The 24,070-nt window shown below is 55.6% G+C and carries 25 protein-coding genes, 1 tRNA gene and 1 pseudogene; 25 read left to right on the top strand and 2 right to left on the bottom strand.

Annotation, left to right across the window (positions count from 1 at the left end; all coding sequences use genetic code 11):
* The first annotated feature begins 116 nt into the window (after positions 1–116).
* The 4 genes and pseudogenes from JW799_RS07640 (at position 117) to JW799_RS07625 (ending at position 3,519) form a co-directional block, all read left to right on the top strand.
* On the top strand, positions 117–890 hold the full coding sequence (locus tag JW799_RS07640; RefSeq protein WP_080832434.1) for a ParA family protein: 774 nt from the start codon (positions 117–119) through the stop codon (positions 888–890).
* Positions 871–1,719: a ParB/RepB/Spo0J family partition protein gene (locus tag JW799_RS07635; RefSeq protein ID WP_080832433.1), complete on the top strand. Its 849-nt coding sequence runs from the start codon at positions 871–873 to the stop codon at positions 1,717–1,719. The genes JW799_RS07640 and JW799_RS07635 overlap by 20 nt, the downstream gene beginning before the upstream one ends.
* A gap of 108 nt (positions 1,720–1,827) precedes the next feature.
* Positions 1,828–2,993, top strand: a pseudogene (locus tag JW799_RS07630) (aminotransferase class V-fold PLP-dependent enzyme).
* Positions 2,994–3,054: 61 nt separating this feature from the next.
* On the top strand, positions 3,055–3,519 hold the full coding sequence (locus JW799_RS07625; RefSeq protein ID WP_205429318.1) for a DUF4446 family protein: 465 nt from the start codon (positions 3,055–3,057) through the stop codon (positions 3,517–3,519).
* Here JW799_RS07625 and yyaC read toward each other — a convergent pair.
* Positions 3,494–4,111 carry a spore protease YyaC gene (gene yyaC, locus JW799_RS07620; protein ID WP_080832431.1) on the bottom strand — a complete coding sequence of 206 codons (618 nt, stop codon included), beginning with the start codon at positions 4,109–4,111 and terminating at the stop codon, positions 3,494–3,496. The two genes, JW799_RS07625 and yyaC, sit on opposite strands and share 26 nt — an antisense overlap.
* A 111-nt stretch (positions 4,112–4,222) precedes the next feature.
* On the opposite strand from yyaC, the gene JW799_RS07615 reads away from it, so the two are divergent.
* The 9 genes from JW799_RS07615 to JW799_RS07580 all read left to right on the top strand — a co-directional run bounded on the left by JW799_RS07615 (position 4,223) and on the right by JW799_RS07580 (position 9,830).
* Positions 4,223–4,474, top strand: coding sequence for a putative Se/S carrier protein (locus JW799_RS07615; RefSeq protein ID WP_080832430.1), 252 nt, complete (start codon positions 4,223–4,225; stop codon positions 4,472–4,474).
* Positions 4,475–4,491: 17 nt separating this feature from the next.
* Positions 4,492–5,394 (top strand): mechanosensitive ion channel family protein, encoded by a 903-nt coding sequence (locus JW799_RS07610; RefSeq protein ID WP_139787066.1) that lies wholly within the window; start codon positions 4,492–4,494, stop codon positions 5,392–5,394.
* 2 nt (positions 5,395–5,396) lie between these two features.
* Complete coding sequence (locus JW799_RS07605; RefSeq protein WP_080832429.1) at positions 5,397–5,624, top strand: DUF951 domain-containing protein; 228 nt, start codon at positions 5,397–5,399, stop codon at positions 5,622–5,624.
* Positions 5,625–5,665: 41 nt separating this feature from the next.
* A tRNA-Ser gene (locus tag JW799_RS07600) sits at positions 5,666–5,756 on the top strand.
* 376 nt (positions 5,757–6,132) lie between these two features.
* The gene (locus JW799_RS29990; RefSeq protein WP_420830679.1) at positions 6,133–6,735 is read left to right on the top strand and encodes a DUF6431 domain-containing protein; all 603 of its coding nucleotides are present in this window, start codon (positions 6,133–6,135) and stop codon (positions 6,733–6,735) included.
* Positions 6,736–6,907: 172 nt separating this feature from the next.
* Positions 6,908–8,290 carry a DDE-type integrase/transposase/recombinase gene (locus tag JW799_RS07595; protein WP_080832306.1) on the top strand — a complete coding sequence of 461 codons (1,383 nt, stop codon included), beginning with the start codon at positions 6,908–6,910 and terminating at the stop codon, positions 8,288–8,290.
* The gene (locus JW799_RS07590; RefSeq protein WP_080832318.1) at positions 8,287–9,090 is read left to right on the top strand and encodes an ExeA family protein; all 804 of its coding nucleotides are present in this window, start codon (positions 8,287–8,289) and stop codon (positions 9,088–9,090) included. The genes JW799_RS07595 and JW799_RS07590 overlap by 4 nt, the downstream gene beginning before the upstream one ends.
* Before the next feature lie 3 nt (positions 9,091–9,093).
* Positions 9,094–9,324, top strand: a complete 231-nt coding sequence (locus tag JW799_RS29985) for a DUF5348 domain-containing protein (RefSeq protein WP_080832308.1) — start codon at positions 9,094–9,096, stop codon at positions 9,322–9,324.
* Positions 9,325–9,503: 179 nt separating this feature from the next.
* Positions 9,504–9,830 (top strand): hypothetical protein, encoded by a 327-nt coding sequence (locus JW799_RS07580; protein WP_139787059.1) that lies wholly within the window; start codon positions 9,504–9,506, stop codon positions 9,828–9,830.
* Positions 9,831–10,424: 594 nt separating this feature from the next.
* Here JW799_RS07580 and JW799_RS07575 read toward each other — a convergent pair.
* Positions 10,425–10,607, bottom strand: a complete 183-nt coding sequence (locus tag JW799_RS07575; protein ID WP_080832322.1) for a YjzC family protein — start codon at positions 10,605–10,607, stop codon at positions 10,425–10,427.
* A gap of 224 nt (positions 10,608–10,831) precedes the next feature.
* Here JW799_RS07575 and rpsF point away from each other — a divergent pair, with 224 nt between their 5' ends.
* The 12 genes from rpsF (at position 10,832) to atzF (ending at position 23,855) form a co-directional block, all read left to right on the top strand.
* A complete protein-coding gene (gene rpsF / locus JW799_RS07570; protein WP_080832323.1) occupies positions 10,832–11,119 on the top strand; it encodes a 30S ribosomal protein S6 in 288 nt (95 codons plus the stop codon).
* Positions 11,120–11,184: 65 nt separating this feature from the next.
* Complete coding sequence (ssb, locus tag JW799_RS07565) at positions 11,185–11,688, top strand: single-stranded DNA-binding protein (protein ID WP_080832324.1); 504 nt, start codon at positions 11,185–11,187, stop codon at positions 11,686–11,688.
* Positions 11,689–11,709: 21 nt separating this feature from the next.
* A complete protein-coding gene (rpsR, locus tag JW799_RS07560) occupies positions 11,710–12,039 on the top strand; it encodes a 30S ribosomal protein S18 (RefSeq protein WP_080832325.1) in 330 nt (109 codons plus the stop codon).
* Between the two features lie 400 nt (positions 12,040–12,439).
* Positions 12,440–12,868, top strand: coding sequence for a CBS domain-containing protein (locus JW799_RS07555; protein ID WP_080832326.1), 429 nt, complete (start codon positions 12,440–12,442; stop codon positions 12,866–12,868).
* Positions 12,869–13,087: 219 nt separating this feature from the next.
* Complete coding sequence (locus tag JW799_RS07550; protein ID WP_080832327.1) at positions 13,088–13,390, top strand: MazG-like family protein; 303 nt, start codon at positions 13,088–13,090, stop codon at positions 13,388–13,390.
* Positions 13,391–13,401: 11 nt separating this feature from the next.
* Complete coding sequence (locus JW799_RS07545; protein WP_240353565.1) at positions 13,402–14,307, top strand: DUF2232 domain-containing protein; 906 nt, start codon at positions 13,402–13,404, stop codon at positions 14,305–14,307.
* Between the two features lie 59 nt (positions 14,308–14,366).
* Positions 14,367–16,334, top strand: a complete 1,968-nt coding sequence (locus JW799_RS07540; RefSeq protein ID WP_205429315.1) for a DHH family phosphoesterase — start codon at positions 14,367–14,369, stop codon at positions 16,332–16,334.
* Entirely contained in the window at positions 16,331–16,774 is a 444-nt protein-coding gene (gene rplI / locus JW799_RS07535; protein ID WP_080832330.1) for a 50S ribosomal protein L9, read from the top strand. Before JW799_RS07540 ends, rplI begins: the two co-directional genes overlap by 4 nt.
* A gap of 6 nt (positions 16,775–16,780) precedes the next feature.
* Positions 16,781–18,151, top strand: coding sequence for a replicative DNA helicase (gene dnaB / locus JW799_RS07530; protein ID WP_240353198.1), 1,371 nt, complete (start codon positions 16,781–16,783; stop codon positions 18,149–18,151).
* Between the two features lie 321 nt (positions 18,152–18,472).
* Positions 18,473–19,693, top strand: a complete 1,221-nt coding sequence (locus JW799_RS07525) for an IS256 family transposase (RefSeq protein WP_080831775.1) — start codon at positions 18,473–18,475, stop codon at positions 19,691–19,693.
* 1,500 nt (positions 19,694–21,193) lie between these two features.
* Positions 21,194–21,880: a biuret amidohydrolase gene (biuH, locus tag JW799_RS07520; protein ID WP_205429314.1), complete on the top strand. Its 687-nt coding sequence runs from the start codon at positions 21,194–21,196 to the stop codon at positions 21,878–21,880.
* A 229-nt stretch (positions 21,881–22,109) separates the two neighbouring features.
* Complete coding sequence (gene atzF / locus JW799_RS07515) at positions 22,110–23,855, top strand: allophanate hydrolase (protein ID WP_080832333.1); 1,746 nt, start codon at positions 22,110–22,112, stop codon at positions 23,853–23,855.
* Positions 23,856–24,070: the final 215 nt, after the last annotated feature.

Genomic DNA, 24,070 nt, shown 5'->3' with positions numbered 1-24,070 from the left:
GCGGCGCCGCAAGGCGGATAAACTCCTGGGACACTTGCACATGCGGTGCCGAATACGGGCCGCATGTTCTTCTTTTCCGCATTATGCAAGAGCAGTTTATATTGAGGTGAATGAGTTTGTCTAAAATTATTGCCATAGCCAATCAAAAAGGCGGCGTCGGCAAAACCACGACATCGGTCAATTTGGGGGCCTGCTTGTCAACATTGGGCCGCAAGGTGCTCATTGTCGACATCGATCCCCAAGGGAATACGACGAGCGGTGTCGGAATTAACAAGGCGGATGTCGAATATTGCATCTACGACATCCTGATCAACGATGTCCATCCGAGCCAAACGATCGTCGAGACGGGGCTTCCGAATTTGAAGCTGATTCCCGCCACGATTCAATTGGCCGGAGCGGAAGTGGAGCTTGTGCCGACGATTTCGCGGGAGGTTCGTTTGAAGAAAGCGTTGGCGACGGTGCGCAACGACTACGATTACATTTTAATCGATTGTCCGCCTTCGCTCGGCCTTCTGACGATCAACTCGCTTACGGCCGCCGATTCCGTGCTCATTCCGATTCAGTGCGAGTATTACGCCCTCGAAGGATTGAGCCAACTGCTGAACACGATCCGGATCGTGCAGAAACATTTGAACACGTCGCTGCAAATCGAAGGCGTTCTGTGCACGATGTTCGACGCGCGGACGAATTTGGGCATTCAGGTCATCGAAGAAGTCAAAAAGTATTTTCAACAAAAGGTGTACCAGACGGTCATCCCTCGAAACGTTCGACTGAGCGAAGCCCCTTCGCATGGTCAATCCATCATCACATACGATCCTAAATCCAAAGGCGCTGAGGTATACCTCGAACTGGCGAAGGAAGTGATTACGTATGAGCAAGCGGCTAGGTAAGGGAATTGACGCCTTATTCAATTCGTTGTCGATCAATGAAGACGATAAAATCATAGAGATTCCTCTCGCGCAATTGCGGGCGAATCCGTATCAGCCTCGGAAAACGTTCGACGAGAACGCGATAAAGGAACTGGCGGAATCGATTCGCGAGCACGGCGTCATTCAGCCGATCGTCGTACGGGCGGCGCTGCGCGGTTACGAAATCATCGCCGGCGAGCGGCGGTTCCGGGCATCGCAGCTGCTGGGCAATCCGACGATTCCGGCGGTCGTGCGCACGTACAGCGATCAGCAGGTGATGGAAATCGCCTTGATCGAAAACGTGCAGCGGGAAGATTTGAACGCGATCGAGGTCGCGGTCGCCTATCAGGCGATTATGGATCAGTTTTCGTTAACCCAGGAGGAGCTGTCGCTCAAGGTCGGGAAGTCCCGTTCGCATATCGCCAACTTTTTGAGATTGCTGGCGCTGCCGGACGAAATCAAGGAACATGTTTCACGTGGAACATTGAGCATGGGACACGCGAGAGCGCTCGCCGGGGTCAAAGAAAATAAAAAAGTAATCGAGCTGTCCAAGCAGGCGGTGGCGAATTCCTGGAGCGTGCGGGAGCTGGAGGATGCGGTCCAACAACTCGACGTCAAAGCGAAAGGGAAGGAAAAACCGAAAGCGAAAAAACGCGATCCCTACATCGACGAGATGGAAGCGATGCTTCGAGAAAAGTTCAAGACGACCGTGCGAATCAAGGCAAGCAAAGATAAAGGCCGCATTGAATTGACGTATTTCAGCAAAAACGATCTGGAACGGATTTTGGAAATTCTTCAGGCGTTGGCATAATGACAATCGGATGGCATACCCAAGTTGTAATCTTTTTACCAAAAGATTAAACTGAGGTATGCTATCCTTGCGTCAGGATGACGATGAAGGGGAATACTGATGGATACGATGGATAAAGCAATCATATACATGGATAACGCGGCCACGACTTGGCCGAAGCCGCCGCAGGTCATGGAAGCGATGGAACGCTGTATGCGGGAAGCGGCCGCGAATCCGGGGCGCGGAGGCCACCGCATGGCGGTGCAGGCGAGCCGGGTGCTGTTCGAGGGCCGCAAGGCGCTGGCCAAGCTGTTTCGCGTCGGCAATCCGAACGATATCGCGTTCGCGCTCAATACGACGCATGCGCTCAACATGGCGCTTGCCGGATGGCTTCGGGCGGGCGATCATGTCGTGACGACCAGCGTCGAGCACAATTCCGTACGCAGGCCGCTGGAAGCGATGAAACGGAAGCTTGGCTTAAACGTTACTTACGTAGGAACCGATGCGCAGGGCCGCCTCGACCCGCGAAAAGTCCGGGAGGCGATCCGGCCGGAAACGCGGCTTATCGCGCTCGGGCATAGTTCGAATCTGCTCGGCACGATCGCCCCGGTCGGCGAGATCGGCGAAATCGCCAGAAAGCTTGGCGTCAAGCTGCTCGTGGACGCGGCGCAGAGCGCCGGCGTGCTCGATCTCGACGTCGAGGCGATGGGGATCGACATGCTGGCTTTTCCCGGCCATAAGGGGCTGCTGGGGCCGCAGGGGACGGGGGACTGTATATTCACCCCGATCTCGATCTGGAGCCGCTCATGCACGGCGGAACGGGCAGCAAATCCGAAGCGCCGGAGCAGCCGGCGGTTCGGCCGGACCGGTATGAGGCGGGCACTCCGAATACGGTGGGGATCGCCGGGCTTGCGGCAGGAGTCAAGTTCATCCTGGAACAAACGCCGCGGCGGATTCACGAGCGAGAGCTTGCGTTGACGAGACGACTGATGGAAGGGCTGGAGGCGATTCCGGGCGTCAAGCTGCTCGGACCCGGCATCGCGGAGGAACGCACCGCGATCGTCTCGTTTCTGACGGAAGGGGCCGATCCTTCCGAAATCGCGTTTCGGCTCGACCGCGAATTCGGCATCGCCGTCCGAGCTGGCTATCACTGCACGCCGCTCGGCCACGAGAGCGCGGGGACGACGGAGACGGGAGCGGTGCGAGCCAGTCCCGGATATTTTACGACCGAATCGGAAATCGCGTCGTTGATCGAAGCGGTGCGCGAACTGTCGGGCGCACGGGGTAAAACATAACTAATATCGATTGAATGGGCATGGGGGAGAAGGCATGTTCGGGCTTGAAGAGGAAGTTTGGTTGGCGATCGTTGCATTGGAAGGCCTGATGGTTGCCGCGGCGTTGATCGGATTGATCGTATTGGGTGTCAAAGTTCGCAAACTGAAAAAGTCCCATCGCCAGCTCGTCGGAGAAACCGGCGTGCCGAAGCTGGAAGAGGTGATGGAGTCGCTGCATCGAAAACTCGGCGAAACGAGCGCGCGCCAAGACGAGCTTGAAGCGCGCCAGAATAAACAGGATAAACGCCTGACCGCGCTGAAAGGACGGATCGGCGTTCATCGTTTCAACGCGTTTGCGGATACGGGCAGCGACCTCAGCTTTTCCGTCGCGATCGTGAACGACCAGCAGGACGGGGTCGTCATTACCGGCATTCACAGCCGGGAACAGGCGTTTTTGTACGCCAAGCCGCTCGACAAAGGCCAGTCGGCTTACATGCTGACCCCCGAGGAAAAGACCGCGATCAATCAGGCGCTGCAAAAGGAATAGGAGCCGATCTCGCCGTCCGGATGGCGAGAAGGATGCTTTGGGCGATGATGTCCGACATCTTCATCACCAAATTCAGGCGCGTGTTTTGCAGGACGAAATATTCCATAAAGCCTCCGACGTTGACGATGCCGGTCAGATGAACGTCCCCGACGGGCGGAAGGTCCTTGTTGACGCCAGCGCCGGGACGGACGGGACCGATGCCCAGCTGAATGCAGCCGACGCTGGAGACTTGTCCGAGACAAGCGTCGACGGCAATGACAAACGGCTGGCGCGGCGTCCGCATTATTTTCGCAAGCGTGTCGTTCAGGTTCATGGCGTGGACGGGTTCGTCCAACGTTCCGTACAGGTCGAATTGCGGGTTCGTCTCCCGAGAGAGCAGGCTGCCGACAAGCGGGCCGAGAGAATCGCCCGTGGAGCGGTCCGTGCCTACGCAGACGACGGCGATAGGCCTGTCCGGCTGCAGGGACTCCAGTTGAGTTCTCAAACGTTCGGTCAATCGATGATGGACGGCAGGTTCGTTGTAATGAATTTTTAAAGAGAGCGCAGCCGATTCGCCGGATGATTGCTGCCGTTTCTCCCAAGCGCCGTTCATTCGTCTGCTTCGCCTCCTCCCATAGGTTGTTACTAGTATATGGACGGAATAACGCTTTTATACTCAATTGGGACGGGCTTTTGCGGGCGTCCAGGAGAAGGAGGCTCACGGATGGATTCGCTTCTGATCGCTTTCGATTCGACGCAGCAAGCGCTGCGGGCGGAAATGCTGCTGGAATACGCCGAAATCAATATCGATATTCGCCCGACGCCGAAGGAAATCACGGCCGGGTGCGCGTTGTCGATCGAGTTTCCCGAGGCAGAGCTGGAGCAGGCGCGGACGGTGCTGATCGGCGAAAAGGTTGAAATTCGGGGAATGTTCCGGCCCCTTGGTTCGGGGGGGTACGAACAGATCGACATGTAAGAGGAGGAGGAGAAGCCTTGAAGGGGAGCAGTCATTGGGGATGGACGCTTGCCGGGAATGCCGATATCGGCCTATGGCAAGAGTTTATGGATAGCATCTGGAATACGCTGAACGATACCGCGATGTGGATGGCGGCGCTCACGGTGCTGCTGCGGATTGTCGCCATTTTGATTATAAGCCGAATCGTCCGCATAATCGTCAACCGAATGATCGACCAGTTCACCAACGTGCGTTCGCCGAAACGGATCAAAGTCCGCACGCGCCGCTTCCAGACCGTGGGCAAGCTGCTGAAAAACACGGCCGGCTACGTCATCAACTTCATCGTCATTCTCCTTATTCTGGGCGAATTCAACATCAGTCTCGGGCCCTTGCTCGCCGGCGCGGGCGTCGTGGGCCTTGCGATCGGCTTCGGCGCGCAAAGTCTCGTGAAGGACGTCATCACCGGTTTTTTCATCATTTTCGAGGATCATTTCTCGGTCGGGGATGTCATCGAAACGGGTAAGTTCAAGGGCACGGTCGAAATGATCGGGCTTCGCTCGACGAAAATCCGCAACTGGACGGGGGAAATTCATATTATCCCGAACGGTTCGATCGTGGACGTGACCAACTATTCCGTCAACGAATCGCTTGCGGTCGTCGACGTCTCGGTCGCCGCCACCGACTCGGTGGAAGAAGCGATGGAAACGGTCCGCGGCGTGCTGCAGCGGTTCGAGGATGCCAACGTCGTCGGCACGCCCGAGCTGCTTGGCATCCAGACAATAAGCGCAAGCGATGTCGTGCTGAGAATGACCGCTGTCTGCAAGCCGAACACGCAAGCTGCGGTTTCCCGACGGCTCAACGCCGAAATCAAGAAAGCGTTCGAAAACGCGGGCAACCCGCGCTATGTTTCCCGCGAGGCCAATGAACGGGTGGTGGGATGACGATGGATAAAAAAGAATTCGAGCTCGGCGATATCGTCCAGATGAAAAAGCAGCATCCGTGCGGGGCCAACGAAATGGAAATCATCCGGATGGGGATGGACATCCGCATCAAATGCGTGAAATGCAAGCATAGCATTTTGCTGCCTCGGGCGAAGTTCGAGAAGAGCATGAAGAAAGTGTTGCGGTCTGCCGGCAAGCAGGAGACGGACAGCGGGCAGGAGAATTCATAGTTGCATGTCCAGCGAAATTATGATATGATAACTCCTGTTGCGGAGAGGTACCCAAGAGGCCCAAGGGGGTTGACTCGAAATCAACTAGGCGTCGCAAGGCGTGCGTGGGTTCGAATCCCACCCTCTCCGCCACCTGAATATCGAACATCGAACGACGGTCCCGGCAGGGGCTGTTTTTTTATTTCTCGCCCATTTTGATTCACGTACGAGATAAAAGTACTTGAACTCTGAATTTTTAACGGGTTTTCTGTATGAACACCCGATGTAATATACAATGTAATCTGTATATAGCCGATGCCATTAGGCGTGTCTCTGGTTGTTCGCCGCCTGACTTTATGGCGGGAAAAAGGCATGAATTCGCCATTCGGTGTGGCGGAGCCAAACCGAATAAACAGCCGACAATAGCCTAATCCCTTCTGTACAATGACGGTGGATTAGGCTATTGTCGATTAAAAAGGAAAATGCTCCCGAACCTTTGGCGAGGATCCCCGGGAGCATTCACTTCATCATGTCAAAAATACTTTATTTCGGCCTTTCTTGCAAGGCTTATTTACGCACATTCGGAAATCAATCTCCTGACGTCCAGCTCTGCTGTGAAAACTGCGGTCGGCTTCTCCATAAACACGGTCGTTATTGGCGAGGAATTGTGACGAAGCATGAGGTCATCCAGATCCCGATCTACCGTCGATATTGTCCTACCTGTAGAATAACAATCTCCCTCCTGCCGGAGTTCCTGATTCCATGGGCCCGGTATGCGACTTGGGTGCGAGAAGCGGCATTAAAGCGCAAGCACAAGGGATTCTCTTGGCGGCAGACGACAGAAAGCACAACAACTCCTGCCGTGCGTTATAGCCGCCGTACGTTGAAACGCTGGTGGGCAAGACATCTGCGCCGCGCAGCGGATGCAGCACTATGGGTTGCTGGGAAACTCGTAGCCCAGGGGGACGACACGGATATGCTCCACCTTTACCCCACCATGATGAACCCAACGCCAATGGATACATTGGATTGGCTGGACAAACTGTTACCCCGATTCATCCCCGCTGGCGCATCCAGACGGGGCTATTGGACGTTTCTAAATGCGAGGTTACCTGTAGCATCACGCTTATAAATCCCTTCAGCATCCACCGCCAAGGAGCAAGGCAAACGAAAATCGCCTCCAAAATTGCTTTAAAAATCGCCTGGACGGCAAGTTGCCCTCCTGATCCCACAAAATATGCGCCCTCCCTGGCTTCTAGCGTCTATGCGATACTCTCATAGACCACAGGGAGAGGAGATTTAGCATGGATGAGCAAGCAAGGCAGCAAGAAGCCAACTTCCGTTATGGCTTAATTGCATCACTGGTTAGCCGCAAATTGGATCCCGGAGAACAGATGGCGTTGATGCGCGAAATTGTAAGCCATGAGTATGAAACGTCGTCGGGACAGCGAAGGAGAATTAGTCTACGAACGCTTGAGCGATATTTAAAAGCGTATCGCGAAGGCGGATGGGAGGCGCTGTTGCCCTCCGTCCGAGCAGACAAACTCACGACCAGGGAAATCCCCGAGGATGTGCTTGCCAAAGCGATTGCCTTAAAGCAGGAGCAACCCGGCCGAAGCGTCAGGCAGATTATTGCGATTCTGGAACTGGCGGCATTCGTGGCCCCCGGCACCCTGAAAGAAAGCACGCTTAGCAAGCAGCTTCGCCGCCGCGGCGTCACGCGCAAAGCGTTACTGAATACGGGGTGGAGCCACTTTCGCCGGTTTGAAGCCACGCACCGAAATAGCATGTGGCAAGGCGATGTGCAGCATACCCTTTACCTTCCGCATCCGGACAAGCCCGGCAAGAAGGTCATGGCCTATCTGGTTATTTTCATTGACGATTACTCTCGCTTCGTTGTGCATGGCCAGTTCTATTTCGAGGAACGTGTGGCCCGGCTGGAGGATTGCCTGAAGAAGGCGATTTTAAAGAACGGAGTGCCGGAAATGATCTATGTCGATAACGGCGCCATCTATTCTTCACACCATTTTGAGCGGATTTGCGGGCGACTGGGGGCAGAGCTTAAGCATACTCGCCCCGGACGTCCTATGGGACGCGGGAAGCAAGAAAAGTTCTTCCGATTTGTCGACCAGAGCTTTGTGCCGGAGGCATACGACCTGATTGAACAAGGGAAGATCCAGACGCTTAACGATTTGAATCGATTCTTCTCGGCGTGGCTTGAGATTGCTTACCACCAGAAAGTCCACAACAGCTTTAAGCAGCGCCCAGTCGACCGATACCAAAAAGACGACCACCCGATTCGCATGTTGCCGCCGCATGAACTCATAGAAGTATTCTTGCTGGAGGAATCCCGCAAAGTGGACAAAACGGGATGCATCTCGCTGCTGGGCACGATATTCGAGGTCCAGACAGAGCTTGCCGGCTCGAAGATTCAGGTGCGATTCGATCCGCACGACCTGTCCGTCATCCAGGTGTGGAAGGACGGCCAGCGCTATGAAGACGCGAAGCCAATGAAGCTCCGCGATCCGAAAAACCGGCCGAAGCAGGATGAACCGAAGGCCGTCATGCAACCGCCGAAGACGGGCCTCAACTATGTGGAATTATTGGTGGAAGAACAGAAACGGCAGACCCGCGAAGCGCAAGGCGCTGCGCTTTCGCGAGCGATGAAAGAGGTGAATCGCTCATGATTCGTGGTTTCTTCGGGTGGGAGCGCGTTCCGTTCACCCGGGAGATTGAAACACGGCATCTGCACCGCTCCAAGCGATTCGAAGAATGTGTAGCACGGATGCAGTATATGGTGATGACTCGCTCGATTGGCTGCGTCACCGGTGAAATTGGCTGCGGCAAGTCGACAGCCGTTCGCTACTTGAAAGACCAACTGGATCCGAACAAGTACCGGTTTATCTATCTGTCGGATGCGAATCTGAAACCAAGGGACTTTTACCGTGAACTCCTCCACCACTTCGGCTTGCCGCCCAAGTTTCTGCGCAGCGAAGCCAAACGGCAATTCCAGCACCTCGTATGGGATTTGTACGAGAACCAGCAGAAGGTCGCCGTTATTGTCGTGGATGAAGCGCACCTGCTTTCAGGAGACATGCTGCAAGAAATACGCTTTTTGACGAATTTTCGTATGGACTCGATTTCGCCGCTTGCCCTGCTGCTCATTGGACAGCCGGAACTACAGGCCACGTTGCAACTGAGAATCTTCAAGCCGATTACACAGCGGATGAACGTGCGTTTTCATTTGGAAGGCTTGTCGCTCGAGGAGTGCCGCGATTACATCTCCCACCAATTGGAGGTTGCCGGAAGTACAGGGCCGGTGTTTACGACAGAAGCGATGGACGCCATATACGCGCATGCTCGGGGGATATGCCGAGAGATAAATAACGTCTGCACCGCTGCGCTTCTGGATGCAGTGCTGCGAAAAGACAAAATGATTGATACCGTCCATGTGACGAGGATCCTAGCTGAATTTAAGGAACAGTGAGGGATGACAAATATGAATGAGATACGATTTCATGGAGATACCGAGCGTTGGAACGTGTACGATGGAGAAGAGTTGCTTTGCTCGCTACGTTGTGGTGATGCCGTGATGATTCAAGTAGGAAAGCACTTCTTGCCATCCAACCTTGAGCTCGATACGGACTGGTACGTGAAGTTTGGAAATTCGAAGTTCTGGCTCCACCGACATGCCAAGTACCGCGTCCGACCGCTGTTCTAACTGCTCTTCGGAGCAGTTTTTTTACGCCGACAAACAAAGGCGAAATATAATTGTCTCCGAAACGGCGGTGAGGAAAGCAAAAAGCCACCGTCATTGGCGGTTCCGAATCTACCGTCAATTAAAGTGGCTGATGACACCCTGCTACGTGGTTCACTTCTTCGTAGGAAGAAAACTTACCCTTGTATGCAGCTAAATATTCAGATGGAACAATGTCTCGAACAGAAATTTTACTGGAATTACTTTCAGTGGATGCTGAAATATTGGACGAAAAGACAAGAAAAAGCACGCTAATTGATAAAAACACTTTAGAAAACTTAAGAGAAAAATATTTCATTTTTATCCTATCCTTTTCAATGTTATTATATAGTGGTATAAAATTTACTTATACAAATAGGGAGGAAAATCGTGATGAGTGTATTAGGGATGCAGTTATTAGGAATTTTTTTCTGGTTACTCGGAATTGTAGTAATAGTAATCATTGTCTTGGCATGCCTAAAATATCTTAGAAAAAAATAACTCTTGAATCATAAGATCCCCCCTTAAAATGAAGATAATTACATCCCAATGATACCACCATTTAATTGAAAAGTTTGTAATAATTTGTAGAAGGATCAGATTTTTTTGAAAGGTTTGGCCTACAATGGGGGGTGAACCGATAGAATAAAACCAAAATAAAAAAATTATTTGTAGGTATTGTCGGGAACCATAACTTTTACTCCGTAGGATGTATGAACAGGGTTTGGGCTAGAGGAATGAACATAGCATGAGTGATATCTTAACAGACTATGACGAAGGGCCCCTTGCGGGGCCCTCCGGGCGACGATGGATGAGTTGAAGTCGTATTCCTAAACGTTGCCTTCAAGGCAATACCCCAGAGGGCGATCACCGGCGATTCGGATGCCGAGCCTCAAGGGCTGTGCGGTGTTGCCTAGAACGTGTCTTTGGCGCAACACTCCATTCCTACTCCGTTTGGTACGAACCTTCCGGCTTGCCAAAATCCGGCTGTTGCCTCACAGGGTTCAATGGAACCACACCTCTCTGTTCGTCGCCGGTAATTAGAATGTCCGGAACCGGAATCGCCTATGCGCGGTTTTCGGAAATCAGCTGTTGAATTTTTTCCACTTGCGATTTTTGTTTTGCGTCTCCGGGAAACGCTCGCCTTTCTTCAGATGCACTCTTTTCGGATCTGTAATTCCGGTATGAAACGACGCCTCGCCGATCTCGATGTACACGCCGTCGTTGGGCGCGCGGTCGCCGGGCTCGAATTCGCTCCATTCTCCCATCGTGCTCACCTCCGGTTGTAGTGTTCCGCGAAAGGGGCCGGGCGATTCGGGACAGCAAAGCGGAAGCGGCAGATCTATTGAGTTTTGGGCTGCGATGTGGTAATCTAGTCAGGTATGCGATTTAAGCAATTCCCCTTATCGTATACTCCTTGCTCCTCGGCCGCGGGCGTTGCCGCGCGGTATGACAAGCGGGGGGCCAAAGACCAAAAGGAGGTAGAACGGACATGCGCAACTATGAGTTGATGTACATCATCCGTCCGGACGTGGACCAAGAAGCCGTTCAAGCTGTCACGGAGAAATTCCAGGGCATCATCGCGAACGGCGGCGAGATCTTGAAAGCGGAAGCGCCTAAGAAACAGCGCCTGGCTTACGAGATCAAGAAGTACCGCGAAGGTACGTACGTGCTGGTTCATTTCTCGGCGCCGGCATCGGTTGTGACCGAACTGGAACGCGTCCTGAAAATTTCGGACGAAGTCATTCGCCACATCGTTGTCAAAGAAGTCGTTGCTTAATTGAACACTGCACGACAGCCTGGCGGCTCGCCGCCCGAGGCCGTCATAGTTAGGGGGAATCCACGATGTTGAACCGGGTCATTCTGATCGGACGCCTGACCAAGGATCCCGAGCTTCGTTACACGCCCTCGGGCGTCGCCGTTGCGCAATTTACGCTTGCGGTGGATCGGCCGTTTTCCCGCGAAGGCGGAGAACGCGAAGCCGATTTTATTCCGATCGTCGTATGGCGCCAACAGGCGGAAACCTGCGCGAATTACCTTCGGAAAGGTCGCTTGACCGCCGTGGAAGGGCGCATGCAAGTGCGCAACTACGAGAACAACGAAGGCCGCCGGGTTTATGTGACGGAGGTTGTGGCCGATAACGTGCGTTTTCTCGAATCGCCGAACCGCGAAGGCGGCGGCGGACAGGGACGCGACGATTACGGCGCACCGTCCGGGAATTACGGCGGAGGCGGCGGATACGGCGGCGGAAACCGCAGTTCCGGATCGCGTGGCGGCAGCAACAACGGGGACCCGTTTGCGGATGACGGCAAGCCGATCGATATATCGGACGATGATTTGCCATTCTAAGACAGGAAGGACGGAGAAAACGTGAGCGAACAACAACAAACTGCGCCAGCTGCTCGTGAAGAGCGCGCACCCCGCGAAAATCGTGGACCGGGAGGCGAAGGCCGCGAACAACGCGAGCCCCGCAAATTCCGCCGCGGCCGCAACAAGCGCCGCAAAGTGTGCTACTTCACGGTTAATAAAATTACGCACGTCGATTACAAAGACCTGGACTTGCTCCGCAAGTTCATCAGCGAACGCGGCAAAATCCTGCCGCGCCGCGTAACCGGCACGAAGGCGAAATACCAACGCATGCTGACGGTTGCGGTCAAACGCGCCCGCCAAATGGCATTGCTGCCTTACACGACGGAGTAAGACAAAGCGCGCAAAACCCCACCAAACCGGTCAAGCCGTCTTGGTGGGGTTTTTTTGCGCCGCGCTGAGGAAGAAGGGAGTTCATGCGATGATTCGTACGTTGTTCTTTCTATGTGCTTCGCTGATTCTCTTGCTTGGTTGTTCCGGCGAAACGGACGATAGAGCGAATAGCGCCATTTCATGCATTCGACAATTCGCCTATGTCGATCATCCCGAAGCTTGAGGCCGGCCCCGACGGCACCCGACGGTAAAATGAATCCTCGCCAAGCACAATTTCCCTCGCGGCGGTTTCGCCCGGTCGTGGTGAGGCCATGCCTCGGCGTGATATAATGGAACGGTCGGAGCTTCAGACGCTTCGGCCGTTTTTGCTTGAAACCCTCGCGACAGGGAGAGAGGAATTATGAATATCGCTTTTTTTCTTCTGCCGAAGCAAGAGGTCGTTTGTTTGCCGGAGACCGCGACGTTAAGGCAGACGCTTGAGCGGATGGAGCGCCACCGCTATACCGCCGTTCCCGTCCTGAGCGACGAGGGCGTTTATATCGGCACCGTAACCGAAGGCGACCTGCTCTGGTTTTTGAAAAACAGTCCCGACATCCAATTCGATAACGCCCACCGCGTCACGCTGTCCGAAATCGAGTTCCGCCGAAACGTGCTTCCCGTGCGCATCGATGCGAATATGGAGGACTTGATCTCGCTCGCCAAAACGCAAAACTTCGTGCCGGTCGTGGACGACATGGGGCGGTTCATCGGCATCGTCCGCCGCAGCGACGTGATCGATTACTGCGCCCGGCTCATGCTGGCTCCCGCGAAGGATAACGGAAGCGCTTAACAATCGCATACGGCTTGCGGGAAACGCAGCGTATTTTGCGGATAACGGTCGCTTTTTGGCCGTTATTTGCTTTATTTTCACAGCAGGGGGCGCGCCTTTGCGATGTTGCGGGGATGCTTGGTGCGAGGGCAATTTGTGCTATAATGGAGATTGCAGCTTTTGCGGTCAGACACCGAGTTTGGGCTTGAAAGAATCCGAAGGAAGGGATGGGTTCAAGCGATGGAACGCGAACTGGATGTCGCCACCCGGGCGAAACTGATTGAATGGTTGAAGACGGAACTGCTTGACCAAGTATCCCGGCTTTTCAAGGCGATGTGGGATGGGAGCACCGTTCGCATTGCGGACAGTTTGGCCGGCTTGATCGCCGGAGGGTACATTTTGGGACGGAGACTCGGCATTTCCTATAAAGAACTGGACAAGGCGGTTGCCGAGAAGGTCGTCCGGCTCCGGCAGGAAGGCCATCAGCTCGAGGACCAGTACAAGGATTTGTCGGCGCTCGAAGAACATATTCGCAAGAGGTGACCTCATTGAACATGGGCTGGAAGTCCGTAGCCTGGAGCGCGACGGCGCTTTTGCTGTTGCTCAGCATTCCGACGTCGCTCAACATCGTTACGCTGTTTTTGCTGATGACCCCGATGGTCGTGCTGTACACGATGCTTAAACCGCTGTCGTTTGCGCTGCATATGGCGTGCGTCGTCGCCGCAGCCTTCGTGCTGTCGGGATCCTACGCTCTGGTTGCGTTGACCTTCGGCTTGTTTTTTCTGATTCCGTCGATCGTCATGGGACACCTGTATAAAAAAAGGGCGGCCCCGAAACGGGTCGTTCTGATCGGGTTCGTCGTGATCTTGGCGCAGCTGCTCGTGGAATTGATGATTTTTTCGTCGCAGTACGACGTCGATTTGACTTCTTATTTGACGGTGCTGCTGGAGGACGCCTCGCAGGCGCTGGATACGTCCGGAACGCTTCTTCCGGAAGGCTGGGCGGCCGATACGGCCAGTCAGTTGACCGATACGATCATGACGATGCTGCCGGCGCTGCTGCTGCTTACTTCGTTCGGGCTGGCCGGGCTGACGCATTTCTTGTCCCGGCGCGCGCTGGCGCTCACCGGGATTCAAACCCCGTCGATGCCCCAGATGAAAACGTGGATGCTGCCCCGCAGCCTGGTGTTTTATTATTTGATCGCCCTGGTGCTCAGTTTTATGGTTTCGGCGGAAGATCCCGGTTTTCTGACGCTGGTCGTCGCCAATGCGGTCCCGGTTTTACGGTTCGCCTTTACGATCCAGGCGATCGCCTTTTTCTTTTTCCTCGCGAGCGTCAAGCGGTGGCATAAGGCGGTTCCGATCGCAATCGCGGTGCCGATTTTGCTGTATCCTCCATTTTACCTGATCGGGTTGTTAGACGTGGCGTTCCCGCTGCGCAAGCATTTTACTAAAAATTGACGGCGGGCGGCACGGGCGGAAAGTACAAGAATTAACCGAGCAAGGGAGCGGAGCATGACATGCCCAAGTTTCTCGTTCAGCGATGGCACGGTATGCACAATGTATGGGCGCTCGTCCTCATTTTGCTGCTGACGGTCGCTTTGGCCTTGTATCAGTGGGTTCTCGGTCTTATCGCGCTCGTTTTGGGCGCCGGCGTGACCGTGTACGCGCTGCTGGCAGAACGGGCGTTCCGCAAAGATTTGGACGACTACGTCCTCACGCTGTCCTACCGCATCAAAGGCGTCGGCAACGATGTCATGGGCACGCTTCCGTTCGGCATCGCGCTCTACAACGAAGACCGGGAAATCCAATGGCACAACAATTATCTCGCGCAAATGGCGGGCCGGTCGAATATCGTCGGCTTGACGCTGACCGATCTTTTTCCCGGCATTCATGTCCCCGTCAAGGAAAAGGACGCGCACCGGATCGAGATGACGCTGAACAGCCGGGTCTATGAAATGCTGTTCCGTACCCGCGAAAGAGTCCTCTACGCCACGGACATCACCGAGAGCTGGACGATCAAGCAAAAGTACGAAAACGAAAAGCTGGCGCTCGGCATCGTCATGATGGACAATCTGGAGGAAGTCGCGCAAGGAATGGACGAGCAGCAGCGGGCGCTTATGCTGTCCAAGGTGACCGGGGAAATCAACGAATGGTCGAGGGAGTACGGGCTGCTGCTCCGTCGGCTTTCGTCGGACAAATATATGGTCATCACGAACCAGAGCGCGCTGCGCAGGCTGGAGCAGTCGCGCTTCGAGCTGCTCGACGAGGTGCGGGAGATCACGATGGATCTGAAGCTCCCGATGACGCTGTCGATCGGCTTCGCCTCGGGCACCGACAATATGGAGGAGCTGGGGCATCTCGTGCAGGGGAGCCTGGACATCGCCCTCGGGCGCGGAGGCGACCAGGCGGTCGTCAAAGTCGGCGACAGGCAGAGCTTCTACGGCGGCAAGAGCAACGCGGTCGAGAAGCGCACGAGGGTGCGCGCCCGCGTCATCTCCCACGCGCTGCGGGATTTGATCAAGGAGAGCGACAACATTATCGTTATGGGGCACAAAATGCCGGACATGGACGCGATCGGCGCGGCGATCGGGGTCGTCAAAGCGGCCAGGCAGTTCGGCAAGGAAGCGCACATCGTCCTGGAATCGGTCAATCCGGCCATCGTGCGGATGGTCGATATGATTCGCGAGGACGAGAAGCTTTACAAACGGTTCGTGTCGCCGGAGCAGGCCCTGGGCATGATCGGCAAGCGGACGCTCGCCGTCGTCGTCGACACGCACCGGGCTTCGATGGTCGCGGAACCGAAGCTGCTCCAGCAGACGGAACGGATCGTCATCATCGACCACCATCGCCGCAGCGAGGAGTTCATTGACGACGCCGTGCTCGTCTACATGGAGCCGTATGCGTCCTCGACATGCGAGCTGGTCACCGAGGTGCTGCAGTACATCCAGGACCGGATCGTGCTGGACGTCAGGGAGGCAACCGCGCTGCTCGCGGGCATAACCGTCGACACGAAAAGCTTTTCGATGCGGACCGGCTCCCGCACGTTCGAAGCGGCATCGTTCCTGCGCCGCAACGGGGCGGACGCGATGCTCATCCAGCGGATGCTCAAGGAGGACCTTGAGGAATACATCAAAAAGGCGCAAATCATCCAGCACGCCGAAATTTACCGCGGCGACATCGCGATCGCCGTCGCCGGCGGCACGCAGCCGGTGACGCAGCTGCTCATCGCGCAGGCAGCCGACACGCTGCTGACGATGACGGGCATTCGCGCCTCGTTCGTCATCGGGATGCGTGCCGACGGGCTCGTCGGCATCAGCGCCCGCTCGCTCGGGCAGATCAACGTACAGGTCGTCATGGAACGCATGGGCGGCGGGGGACACTTGTCGAACGCGGCGTGCCAAATGCAGGGCACGCCGCAGGAAGTGGCCGCCAAGTTGAAAAAAGCGTTAAAAGAACTGGAAGAGGAAGAGGGGATTCTGGAATGAAGGTCATTTTCCTGCAAGACGTAAAGGGACAAGGCAAGAAGGGCGAAGTGAAAGAAGTATCCGAAGGGTATGCGCGCAATTTTCTGCTGCCGAAGGGCTATGTCCAAGTGGCGACGGAAGGGAACAAAAAGACGCTCGACCAAATGAAAGCCTCCGCCGACAAGCGCAAGGCGAAAGAGAAGGAAGACGCGCAGGCGCTTGCCAAGAAGCTTGGCGAAACGACGGTCGTCATCAAGGCGAAGGCCGGCGAGGGCGGCCGCCTGTTCGGCGCCATCACGAGCAAGCAAATCGCGGAGGCGCTCGAGAAGCTCGGCATCGCCATCGACAAGCGGAAGATCGACCTGGACGAGCCGATTCGCACGCTCGGCGTGACGCAAGTGCCGCTCAAGCTGTACCCTGAAGTGAAAGGCACGCTGAACGTGCAAGTCGCGGAGGAGTAACCGGCAATGGCAAGCGGGGAAACGATGTTGTACGACCGGGTTCCGCCGCAAAATCTCGAAGCGGAACAAGCGGTGCTCGGCGCCATCCTGCTGGAAATCGAAGCGCTCATCACGGCGATGGAGCGGCTTCGGTCCGAGGATTTCTACAGCGTCGCCCACCAGCGGATTTTCGAAGCGATGATCGATCTGAACGAAAACAACGAGCCGCTCGATCTGATCACGCTCACCGCCTTGCTTCAGGACCGCGGGCAGCTCGAGGAAATCGGCGGCGTCAGTTACCTGGCCAAGCTGGCCAACGCCGTGCCGACGGCCGCCAACGTGGAGTATTACGCGCAGATCGTCGAAGAGAAGTCGATGCTGCGCCGGCTCATCCGGACCGCGACGCAAATCGTTTCCAGCGGTTACACGACGGAGGACGACGTCGGAGCGCTGCTGAACGACGCCGAAGCGCGGATCATGGAGCTGTCCAACCGGCGGGCGGCGCACGGGTTCATCAGCATTCGCGACGTCCTGATGGACGTCTTCGAGCGCGTGGAGTTCCTTTACAACCATAAGGGAGGCACGACGGGCATTCCGTCCGGGTTTCCCGATCTCGACAAAATGACGTCCGGCTTCCAGCGAAGCGATCTCATCATCGTCGCGGCCCGTCCTTCCGTCGGGAAGACGGCCTTCGCGCTCAACATCGCGCAAAACGTCGCGGTGCGCGCTTCGGAAACCGTCGCGATCTTCAGTCTCGAAATGTCGGCCGCGCAGCTCGTCAACCGGATGATTTGCGCGGAGTCGAACGTCGACGCGGGCCGGATGCGGACCGGCTTCCTCGAGGGAGACGACTGGGAAAAGCTGTCGATGGCGATCGGCTCGCTGTCGGAGGCGCAAATCTACATCGACGATACGCCCGGCATTACGGTAGCCGACATCCGCGCCAAGTGCCGCCGTCTCAAGAAGGAGAAAGGGCTGGGCATGATTTTGATCGACTACCTGCAGCTGATTCAGGGCCGGGGCAAGCCCGGGGAAAACCGGCAGCAGGAAGTATCGGAAATTTCGCGGACGCTGAAGCAGATCGCGCGGGAGCTGGAAGTGCCCGTCATCGCGCTGTCCCAGCTGTCCCGCGGCGTCGAGCAACGGCAGGACAAGCGGCCGATGATGTCTGACTTGCGGGAATCGGGCTCGATCGAGCAGGACGCCGACATTGTCGCGTTCCTGTACCGTGACGATTACTACAATCAGGATACCGAGAAGAAGAACATCATCGAGATCATCATCGCCAAGCAGCGGAACGGGCCGGTCGGCACGGTCGAGCTCGTCTTTTTGAAGAACTTCAACAAGTTCGTCAGCCTCGACCGCTCCCACAGCGATCCACTGGCCGGCACCGCGTGAGCGGAAGCGGGCAACGGGGGGCTTGAGCGGAGGGGGCTCGCGCATCTGCGGCATGCGAAGCGCAAGAGTTCGCGCAGTTTGCGGCATAGCGAGACGCAAGAGTTTGTGTTTTTTGATCCTTTTGAGCGTATAGTGTAAACCGTTTAGTTGACGATTGTATATCCATGTTTTTCGCGTTATAATAATGGTAATCCTAATAAAGAACGGTGCCGTGCGCCAACACGACACCGCTTCGATAGCGTAGTGGGCGAGTCTGTAAAATACTTTGTGTAAACTCTCAAACCTACTAAAATGAAATCATGGAGAGGTTGGGGAGCACACATGGGATTATGGACGAAAGAGCAGCTGCGGAGTTTCATCAAGGAGAATAATCTGGTCACCGCACAGGATGCGCAGAATGCGCTAAAGGACCTGTTTGCCGAAACGCTGCAAGAAATGCTAGAGGCCGAAATGGATACGCACCTGGGCTATAGCAAGCATGACGTGCAGAACAAGCAGACGAAGAACAGTCGCAACGGTAAGAGCAAGAAAATCGTCACTAGCGAGTACGGCGACCAGGAGATTGCCGTGCCACGGGATCGCCTGGGCGAGTTCGAGCCGCTCGTGGTGAAGAAGCATCAGTCCAACGTGACGGGGATCGAGGATCAGATCGTCGCCCTGTACGCCAAAGGCGTCAGCACGCGGGAGATCCAGGACCATCTGCAGAATCTCTATGGTTTGGAGGTCTCGCCAACCTTTATTTCCAATGTCACGAATAAGATCATTCCGCTCATCAAAGAGTGGCAGAATCGGCCGTTGCAGGGCGTATACGCGGTCGTCTTCCTGGACGCCATCCACTTCAAGGTGAAGCAAGACGGGGCGATCGTGAACAAAGCTGCCTACATGGTCATTGGGATCGACATGGACGGCAACAAGGACGTGCTGGGCATGTGGATCGGCGAGAACGAGTCCGCGAAGTTCTGGCTGAGCGTCTTGAACGATCTTAAGAATCGCGGCGTTCAGGACATCCTTATCACCTGTGTCGACAACCTCACGGGCTTCTCCCAGGCGATCTCTGCCTGTTATCCGAAGACGGAGATTCAGAAGTGCATCATCCACCAGATCCGCAACTCCACGCGCTACGTCTCCTACAAGGATCTGAAGAAGGTGACGGCCGATCTGAAGCCCATCTACAAGGCTGCTACGGAGGAAATGGCTCTGCTGGAACTCGACCGCTTTGAGGAGACGTGGGGCGCCAAGTATCCCCTTATTGTCCGCTCATGGCGCAGCAATTGGGACGAACTCGCCACCTTCTTCAAGTATCCGCCTGAGCTTCGTAAGCTCATCTACACGACGAACATGATTGAGAGCTATCATCGCCAATTGCGAAAAGTCACCAAAGGGAAAAGCATCTTCCCAAGCGACGAGGCGCTACTGAAAATGCTGTACTTAGTCACGATGGACGTCACCCGCAAATGGACCGGTCGTGTTCAAAACTGGGGACAGATGCTCCTGCAGCTCTCCGTCTTCTTTCCGGACCGGATCGGCCAGCACTTACCTTGAGGAGGCTAATCTCCCCTTCGGAGAGATGCCTATAAAAGAGTTTACACAAAATTATTGACAGACCCTAGTGGGCAACCACGGCGCGCAGTAACTGCAAAACCCACCGAAGCAGACCAAGCTTAAGCGGTGGGTTTTTTCATGTTACGAAGCTTTCGACGTATCCAGCGAGCGAATTTCCGAACACTAAAAAACAGTGTCATAAGCATGGAAATCCACTTAAGGACGTCGAACAACTTGTCATGATTCACGGGCATCCCTCCTTTCGAAGGAACTGCACCGAGCACCCACCGACCACTATCTGTGATTTATTATAACGTTTATTGAGTTTGTCATAAAGTAAGCAAAGAAGGTTGCAGCGCAGAGAGACGCTTAATGTTAGTTGTGAGACACTGACGTATGTACGCGGACGAATCCGCAGCCTAAGGAGCCGATGTCGTCCTTTCGCATTCGGACAGGCTGCCGTCGAAATGGAAGTCGCCGGGTTCGCGGCGAGATGCAAGGTTATGGCCATCATCTTCTTTTTCACTTCATATTGCGATTTTCATGGGGACCGCTCTCTTTTTCAGCTCATTTCTCCAGAGCACCTCATCTTCTCCCATCCACTCCGGAGGTCGGCGTGCTCCCCGGCGGATCCAACTGAGTCATGGCTACTCATCTTGACCCGCCATGCGCATAAAGCCGCCCTCATTTGAGTAACCACGACTCATTTCGCCGCCCTCGCAGTCCGCTAACGGTCCAGTTGGGTCGTGACGACTCATCTTACCCGCCCTCATTTGAGTAAACACGACTCACTTCGCCACCCCCGCAGGTCCGCTAGCGATCCAGATGAGTCGTGGCGACTCATCTGACCCGCAATGCGCAATATAGCCGCACTCAAATGAGTAACCACGACTCATTTCGCCGCCCTCGCAGTCCGCTAGCGATCCAGATGAGTCGTGGCGACTCATCTGACCCGCAATGCGCAATATAGCCGCACTCAAATGAGTAACCACGACTCACTTCGCCGCCCTCGCAGTCCGCTAACGATCCAGTTGGGTCGTGACGGCTCATCTTGACCCGCCATACGCATAAAGCCGCCCTCATTTGAGTAACCGCGACTCATTTCACCCCCTCCGCAGGTCCGCTAATGACCCAGTTGGGTCGTGATGACTCATCTTACCCGCCATACGCATAAAGCCGCATTCAAATGAGTAACCACGACTCATATCGCCGCCCTCGCAGTCCGCTAACGGTCCAGTTGGGTCGTGATGACTCATCTCAACCTGCCGCATGTATCCGGCTGCACTCTGGCCGATCTCCATGTCAGCTATTCGCCCCCAACCCGAGCGTGGATTATTGAGATTTCGGCATCCGACGTGCCATTTATAAGCGAATTATAAAAAAATCAACAAACATATGTTATGAACTTACAATGATCTTCGAATTTTGGTGTTATATAATATTACAAAAGAAGCGAAGCTGCCTGAAACCATGACATGAACGAAAGAAGGAGCGATGAACATGTATATTCAAGCGGATCCTTACCTGTATCCTTTTGACGGAAATATAACGGCTCGCAATACGGCGCTGATCGTGATCGATATGCAGACGGATTTTTGCGGTCCCGGCGGGTACGTGGATCGGATGGGGTACGATCTTTCGCTGACCCGGCGGGCGATCGGGCCGATCCGGAAGCTGCTGGCCGCCGCAAGGGCGATTCCCGGATTTACGGTCATTCATACGCGCGAAGGCCATCGTCCCGACCTGTCCGACTTGCCCGAAAACAAGAGATGGCGGAGCAAGCAGATCGGGGCCGAAATCGGCTCGCAGGGGCCGGCCGGAAAAATACTGGTCCGGGGCGAGCCCGGCTGGCAAATTATCGAGGAGCTGGCGCCGGCCGAAGGGGAAATCGTCATCGACAAACCCGGCAAAGGAAGCTTTTACGCGACGGATCTGGATTTGATTTTGAAAACGAAAGGGATCCGCAATCTCATTTTGACCGGCATTACGACGGACGTTTGCGTCCATACGACGATGCGCGAGGCGAACGACCGGGGCTACGAGTGTCTGATTTTGGAGGATTGCACCGGCGCGACCGATTTCAACAACCACCTCGCCGCTCTCCAGATGGTGAAGATGCAAGGCGGCGTGTTCGGCAGCGTGTCCGACTCGGAGAAGGTCATCGCGGCTTTGGGCGGCTTGGCCTGAATGGCGAAAAACGGACGAGGGATTGCGGAAAGTAAGGAGCAAGAAACAAAAAAGAAGTAAGAGGCAAGAAAGAAGCAAGAAAGAAGTCAGAAAGAAGTCAGAAAGAAGTCAGAAGCCATAAAAGCCGAAAAGCGAGCGCAGGAAGCGATGGCTGGCGCATGGATGAAAAAAGAGAAGGCCTGTCATCGAACATCGATTTGGCCGAAGCTGCAGGAAGGAGACCGATCCTATGGGGAAACGCCACATTCCGACCGACCTAACCATCGAGTGGCTAAGCGCGGCTTACGCGAATCGGGAATTGGAGCCGGAGGACGTGATCCGCGAACTGATCGCCCGCGCGGAAGCGGACGCGGACATGAACATCTGGATTACGCCTCCGCGCATGGAACGAATCCGGCCGTATCTGGAACGACTCGAAGCGACCGATCCGTCTTCTTTGCCTTTGTGGGGAATACCGTTCGCGATCAAGGACAACATCGACTGCGCCGGCATTCCGACGACGGCGGGATGCCCGGATTATCAATATATGCCGACGGAAAACGCGACCGTCGTGGAACGTCTCGTCGCGGCCGGGGCCATTCCGCTCGGCAAGACGAATCTGGACCAATTCGCCACGGGACTCGTCGGCACGAGAAGCCCTTACGGGGAGACGCATAATGCGCTAAGGAGCGAACTGATCAGCGGAGGCTCCAGCTCCGGGTCGGCCGTAGCGGTGGCGAGAGGCCAGGCCGCTTTCGCGCTCGGCACGGACACGGCCGGTTCGGGCCGGGTGCCCGCGGCGCTGAACGGCATCGTCGGCTACAAGCCAAGCCTGGGCGCCTGGCCGACAAAAGGGGTCGTGCCGGCCTCGGCCAGCCTCGATTGCGTGACGGTGTTCGCCCGGAGCCTGGAGGATGCGCTGGCCGTCGACCGCGTTGCGAGAGGATTCGACGCCGGCGACCCTTGGTCGAAGGACATTCCCGCGCCCGCGCCAAGGAAGCCGAAGCGCTTTCTGCTGCCGAAGGAGCCGCTGCGGTTTTTCGGACCGTTCGCGAAGGAATACGAAGCGGCATGGGAGGAGGCGAAGCGGCGGCTTGCCGCGATGGGCGCGGACTGGGAGCCGGTCGACATCGGGATGTTCATGCAGGCGGCGGCGATGCTCTACAGCGGCCCGTATGTGGCGGAACGCTGGGCGAGTTTAGGAGGCTTCGTTGAGCATCATCCCGGAAGCGCGTTTCCCGTGACCGAGCAGGTTTTGCGTTCCGGAGCGGAAGAGCGCCACCGCGCGGCATCCTTGTTCAAATCGCTTCACGAGCTGCAAGCCTACCGTCTGGAAGCGGGCAAGCTGCTCGAAGACGCGGTGCTCGTCATGCCGACTGCGGGCGGCACCTGGACGAGAGACGAGGTGCGGGCCGACCCGATCAAAACGAACAGCGAAATGGGTATTTATACGAACCATTGCAACCTGCTCGATTTGTGCGCGGCGGCGGTTCCGGCGGCGAGCGCGGCGGACCGTCTGCCGTTCGGGATTACGTTTTTTGCGCTCGCGGCAAACGAAGGCCTGGTCGCAAGCGCGGCCGAAACGTTTCTGAACGGAAGCCCATGGCCGTCCGGCGAAGCGGATCGAACGCTGGTCGCGGTATGCGGCTTGCATATGCGGGGCTTTCCGCTCGAGAAGCAAATGCTGGGCATGGGCGCCCGATTCGTCCGGGAGGACCGGACCGCTCCGAAGTACGAGATGATCAAGCTCGCCGCGACGCCGCCAAGGCCCGGATTGATCAAAAAAACGGACGGAGGCGCCTCGATCGGCCTGGAGCTGTGGGAAGTGCCGGTCAAGTCGTTCGGCGCGTTCGTGACGGGAATCGCAGCGCCTCTCGGCATCGGCAAGGTGGAGCTGCAGGACGGAACCGAGGTTCCGGGGTTCATTTGCGAAGGCTATGCGGAAGCCCTGGGAGAAAAAATAACGGCGCTGGGAAGCTGGCGCGCCGTTCCATAATCGTCATATCGAACCCTGCGCAAGAAGGCTGAAGCCGATCGGATCGGGAGGCCTTCTTTTTTGTGTAATATATATGTTATGTTTATTTGTGGCTTACAATATTTTCATGTCAATTATATTAGATATTTATAAAGAAACGACTAGAATTATCGTCTATAATGAGTTAAAGTAAACAAATCTAATGAATCGTGTTATGAATTTTTACACCAAGGGGG

Origin of the sequence: Cohnella algarum (genome assembly GCF_016937515.1) — a bacterium.
Lineage (GTDB): Bacteria > Bacillota > Bacilli > Paenibacillales > Paenibacillaceae > Cohnella > Cohnella algarum.
This window is presented reverse-complemented; position numbering and strand designations above follow the sequence as displayed.

Bases quoted from the DNA above. Each gene is read 5' to 3' on its own strand.
- JW799_RS07550 (WP_080832327.1), top strand. From the start codon at position 13,088: ATGGAACGCGAACTGGATGTCGCCACCCGGGCGAAACTGATTGAATGG.
- biuH (WP_205429314.1), top strand. From the start codon at position 21,194: ATGTATATTCAAGCGGATCCTTACCTGTATCCTTTTGACGGAAATATA.
- JW799_RS07590 (WP_080832318.1), top strand. From the start codon at position 8,287: ATGATTCGTGGTTTCTTCGGGTGGGAGCGCGTTCCGTTCACCCGGGAG.
- dnaB (WP_240353198.1), top strand. From the start codon at position 16,781: ATGGCAAGCGGGGAAACGATGTTGTACGACCGGGTTCCGCCGCAAAAT.
- yyaC (WP_080832431.1), bottom strand. From the start codon at position 4,111: ATGAACGGCGCTTGGGAGAAACGGCAGCAATCATCCGGCGAATCGGCT.
- ssb (WP_080832324.1), top strand. From the start codon at position 11,185: ATGTTGAACCGGGTCATTCTGATCGGACGCCTGACCAAGGATCCCGAG.
- JW799_RS07635 (WP_080832433.1), top strand. From the start codon at position 871: ATGAGCAAGCGGCTAGGTAAGGGAATTGACGCCTTATTCAATTCGTTG.
- JW799_RS07575 (WP_080832322.1), bottom strand. From the start codon at position 10,607: ATGGGAGAATGGAGCGAATTCGAGCCCGGCGACCGCGCGCCCAACGAC.
- JW799_RS07605 (WP_080832429.1), top strand. From the start codon at position 5,397: ATGGATAAAAAAGAATTCGAGCTCGGCGATATCGTCCAGATGAAAAAG.
- JW799_RS07525 (WP_080831775.1), top strand. From the start codon at position 18,473: ATGGGATTATGGACGAAAGAGCAGCTGCGGAGTTTCATCAAGGAGAAT.
- atzF (WP_080832333.1), top strand. From the start codon at position 22,110: ATGGGGAAACGCCACATTCCGACCGACCTAACCATCGAGTGGCTAAGC.
- JW799_RS29990 (WP_420830679.1), top strand. From the start codon at position 6,133: ATGTCAAAAATACTTTATTTCGGCCTTTCTTGCAAGGCTTATTTACGC.
- rpsF (WP_080832323.1), top strand. From the start codon at position 10,832: ATGCGCAACTATGAGTTGATGTACATCATCCGTCCGGACGTGGACCAA.
- JW799_RS07545 (WP_240353565.1), top strand. From the start codon at position 13,402: ATGGGCTGGAAGTCCGTAGCCTGGAGCGCGACGGCGCTTTTGCTGTTG.
- JW799_RS07540 (WP_205429315.1), top strand. From the start codon at position 14,367: ATGCCCAAGTTTCTCGTTCAGCGATGGCACGGTATGCACAATGTATGG.
- rplI (WP_080832330.1), top strand. From the start codon at position 16,331: ATGAAGGTCATTTTCCTGCAAGACGTAAAGGGACAAGGCAAGAAGGGC.
- JW799_RS07615 (WP_080832430.1), top strand. From the start codon at position 4,223: ATGGATTCGCTTCTGATCGCTTTCGATTCGACGCAGCAAGCGCTGCGG.
- JW799_RS29985 (WP_080832308.1), top strand. From the start codon at position 9,094: ATGACAAATATGAATGAGATACGATTTCATGGAGATACCGAGCGTTGG.
- JW799_RS07595 (WP_080832306.1), top strand. From the start codon at position 6,908: ATGGATGAGCAAGCAAGGCAGCAAGAAGCCAACTTCCGTTATGGCTTA.
- JW799_RS07555 (WP_080832326.1), top strand. From the start codon at position 12,440: ATGAATATCGCTTTTTTTCTTCTGCCGAAGCAAGAGGTCGTTTGTTTG.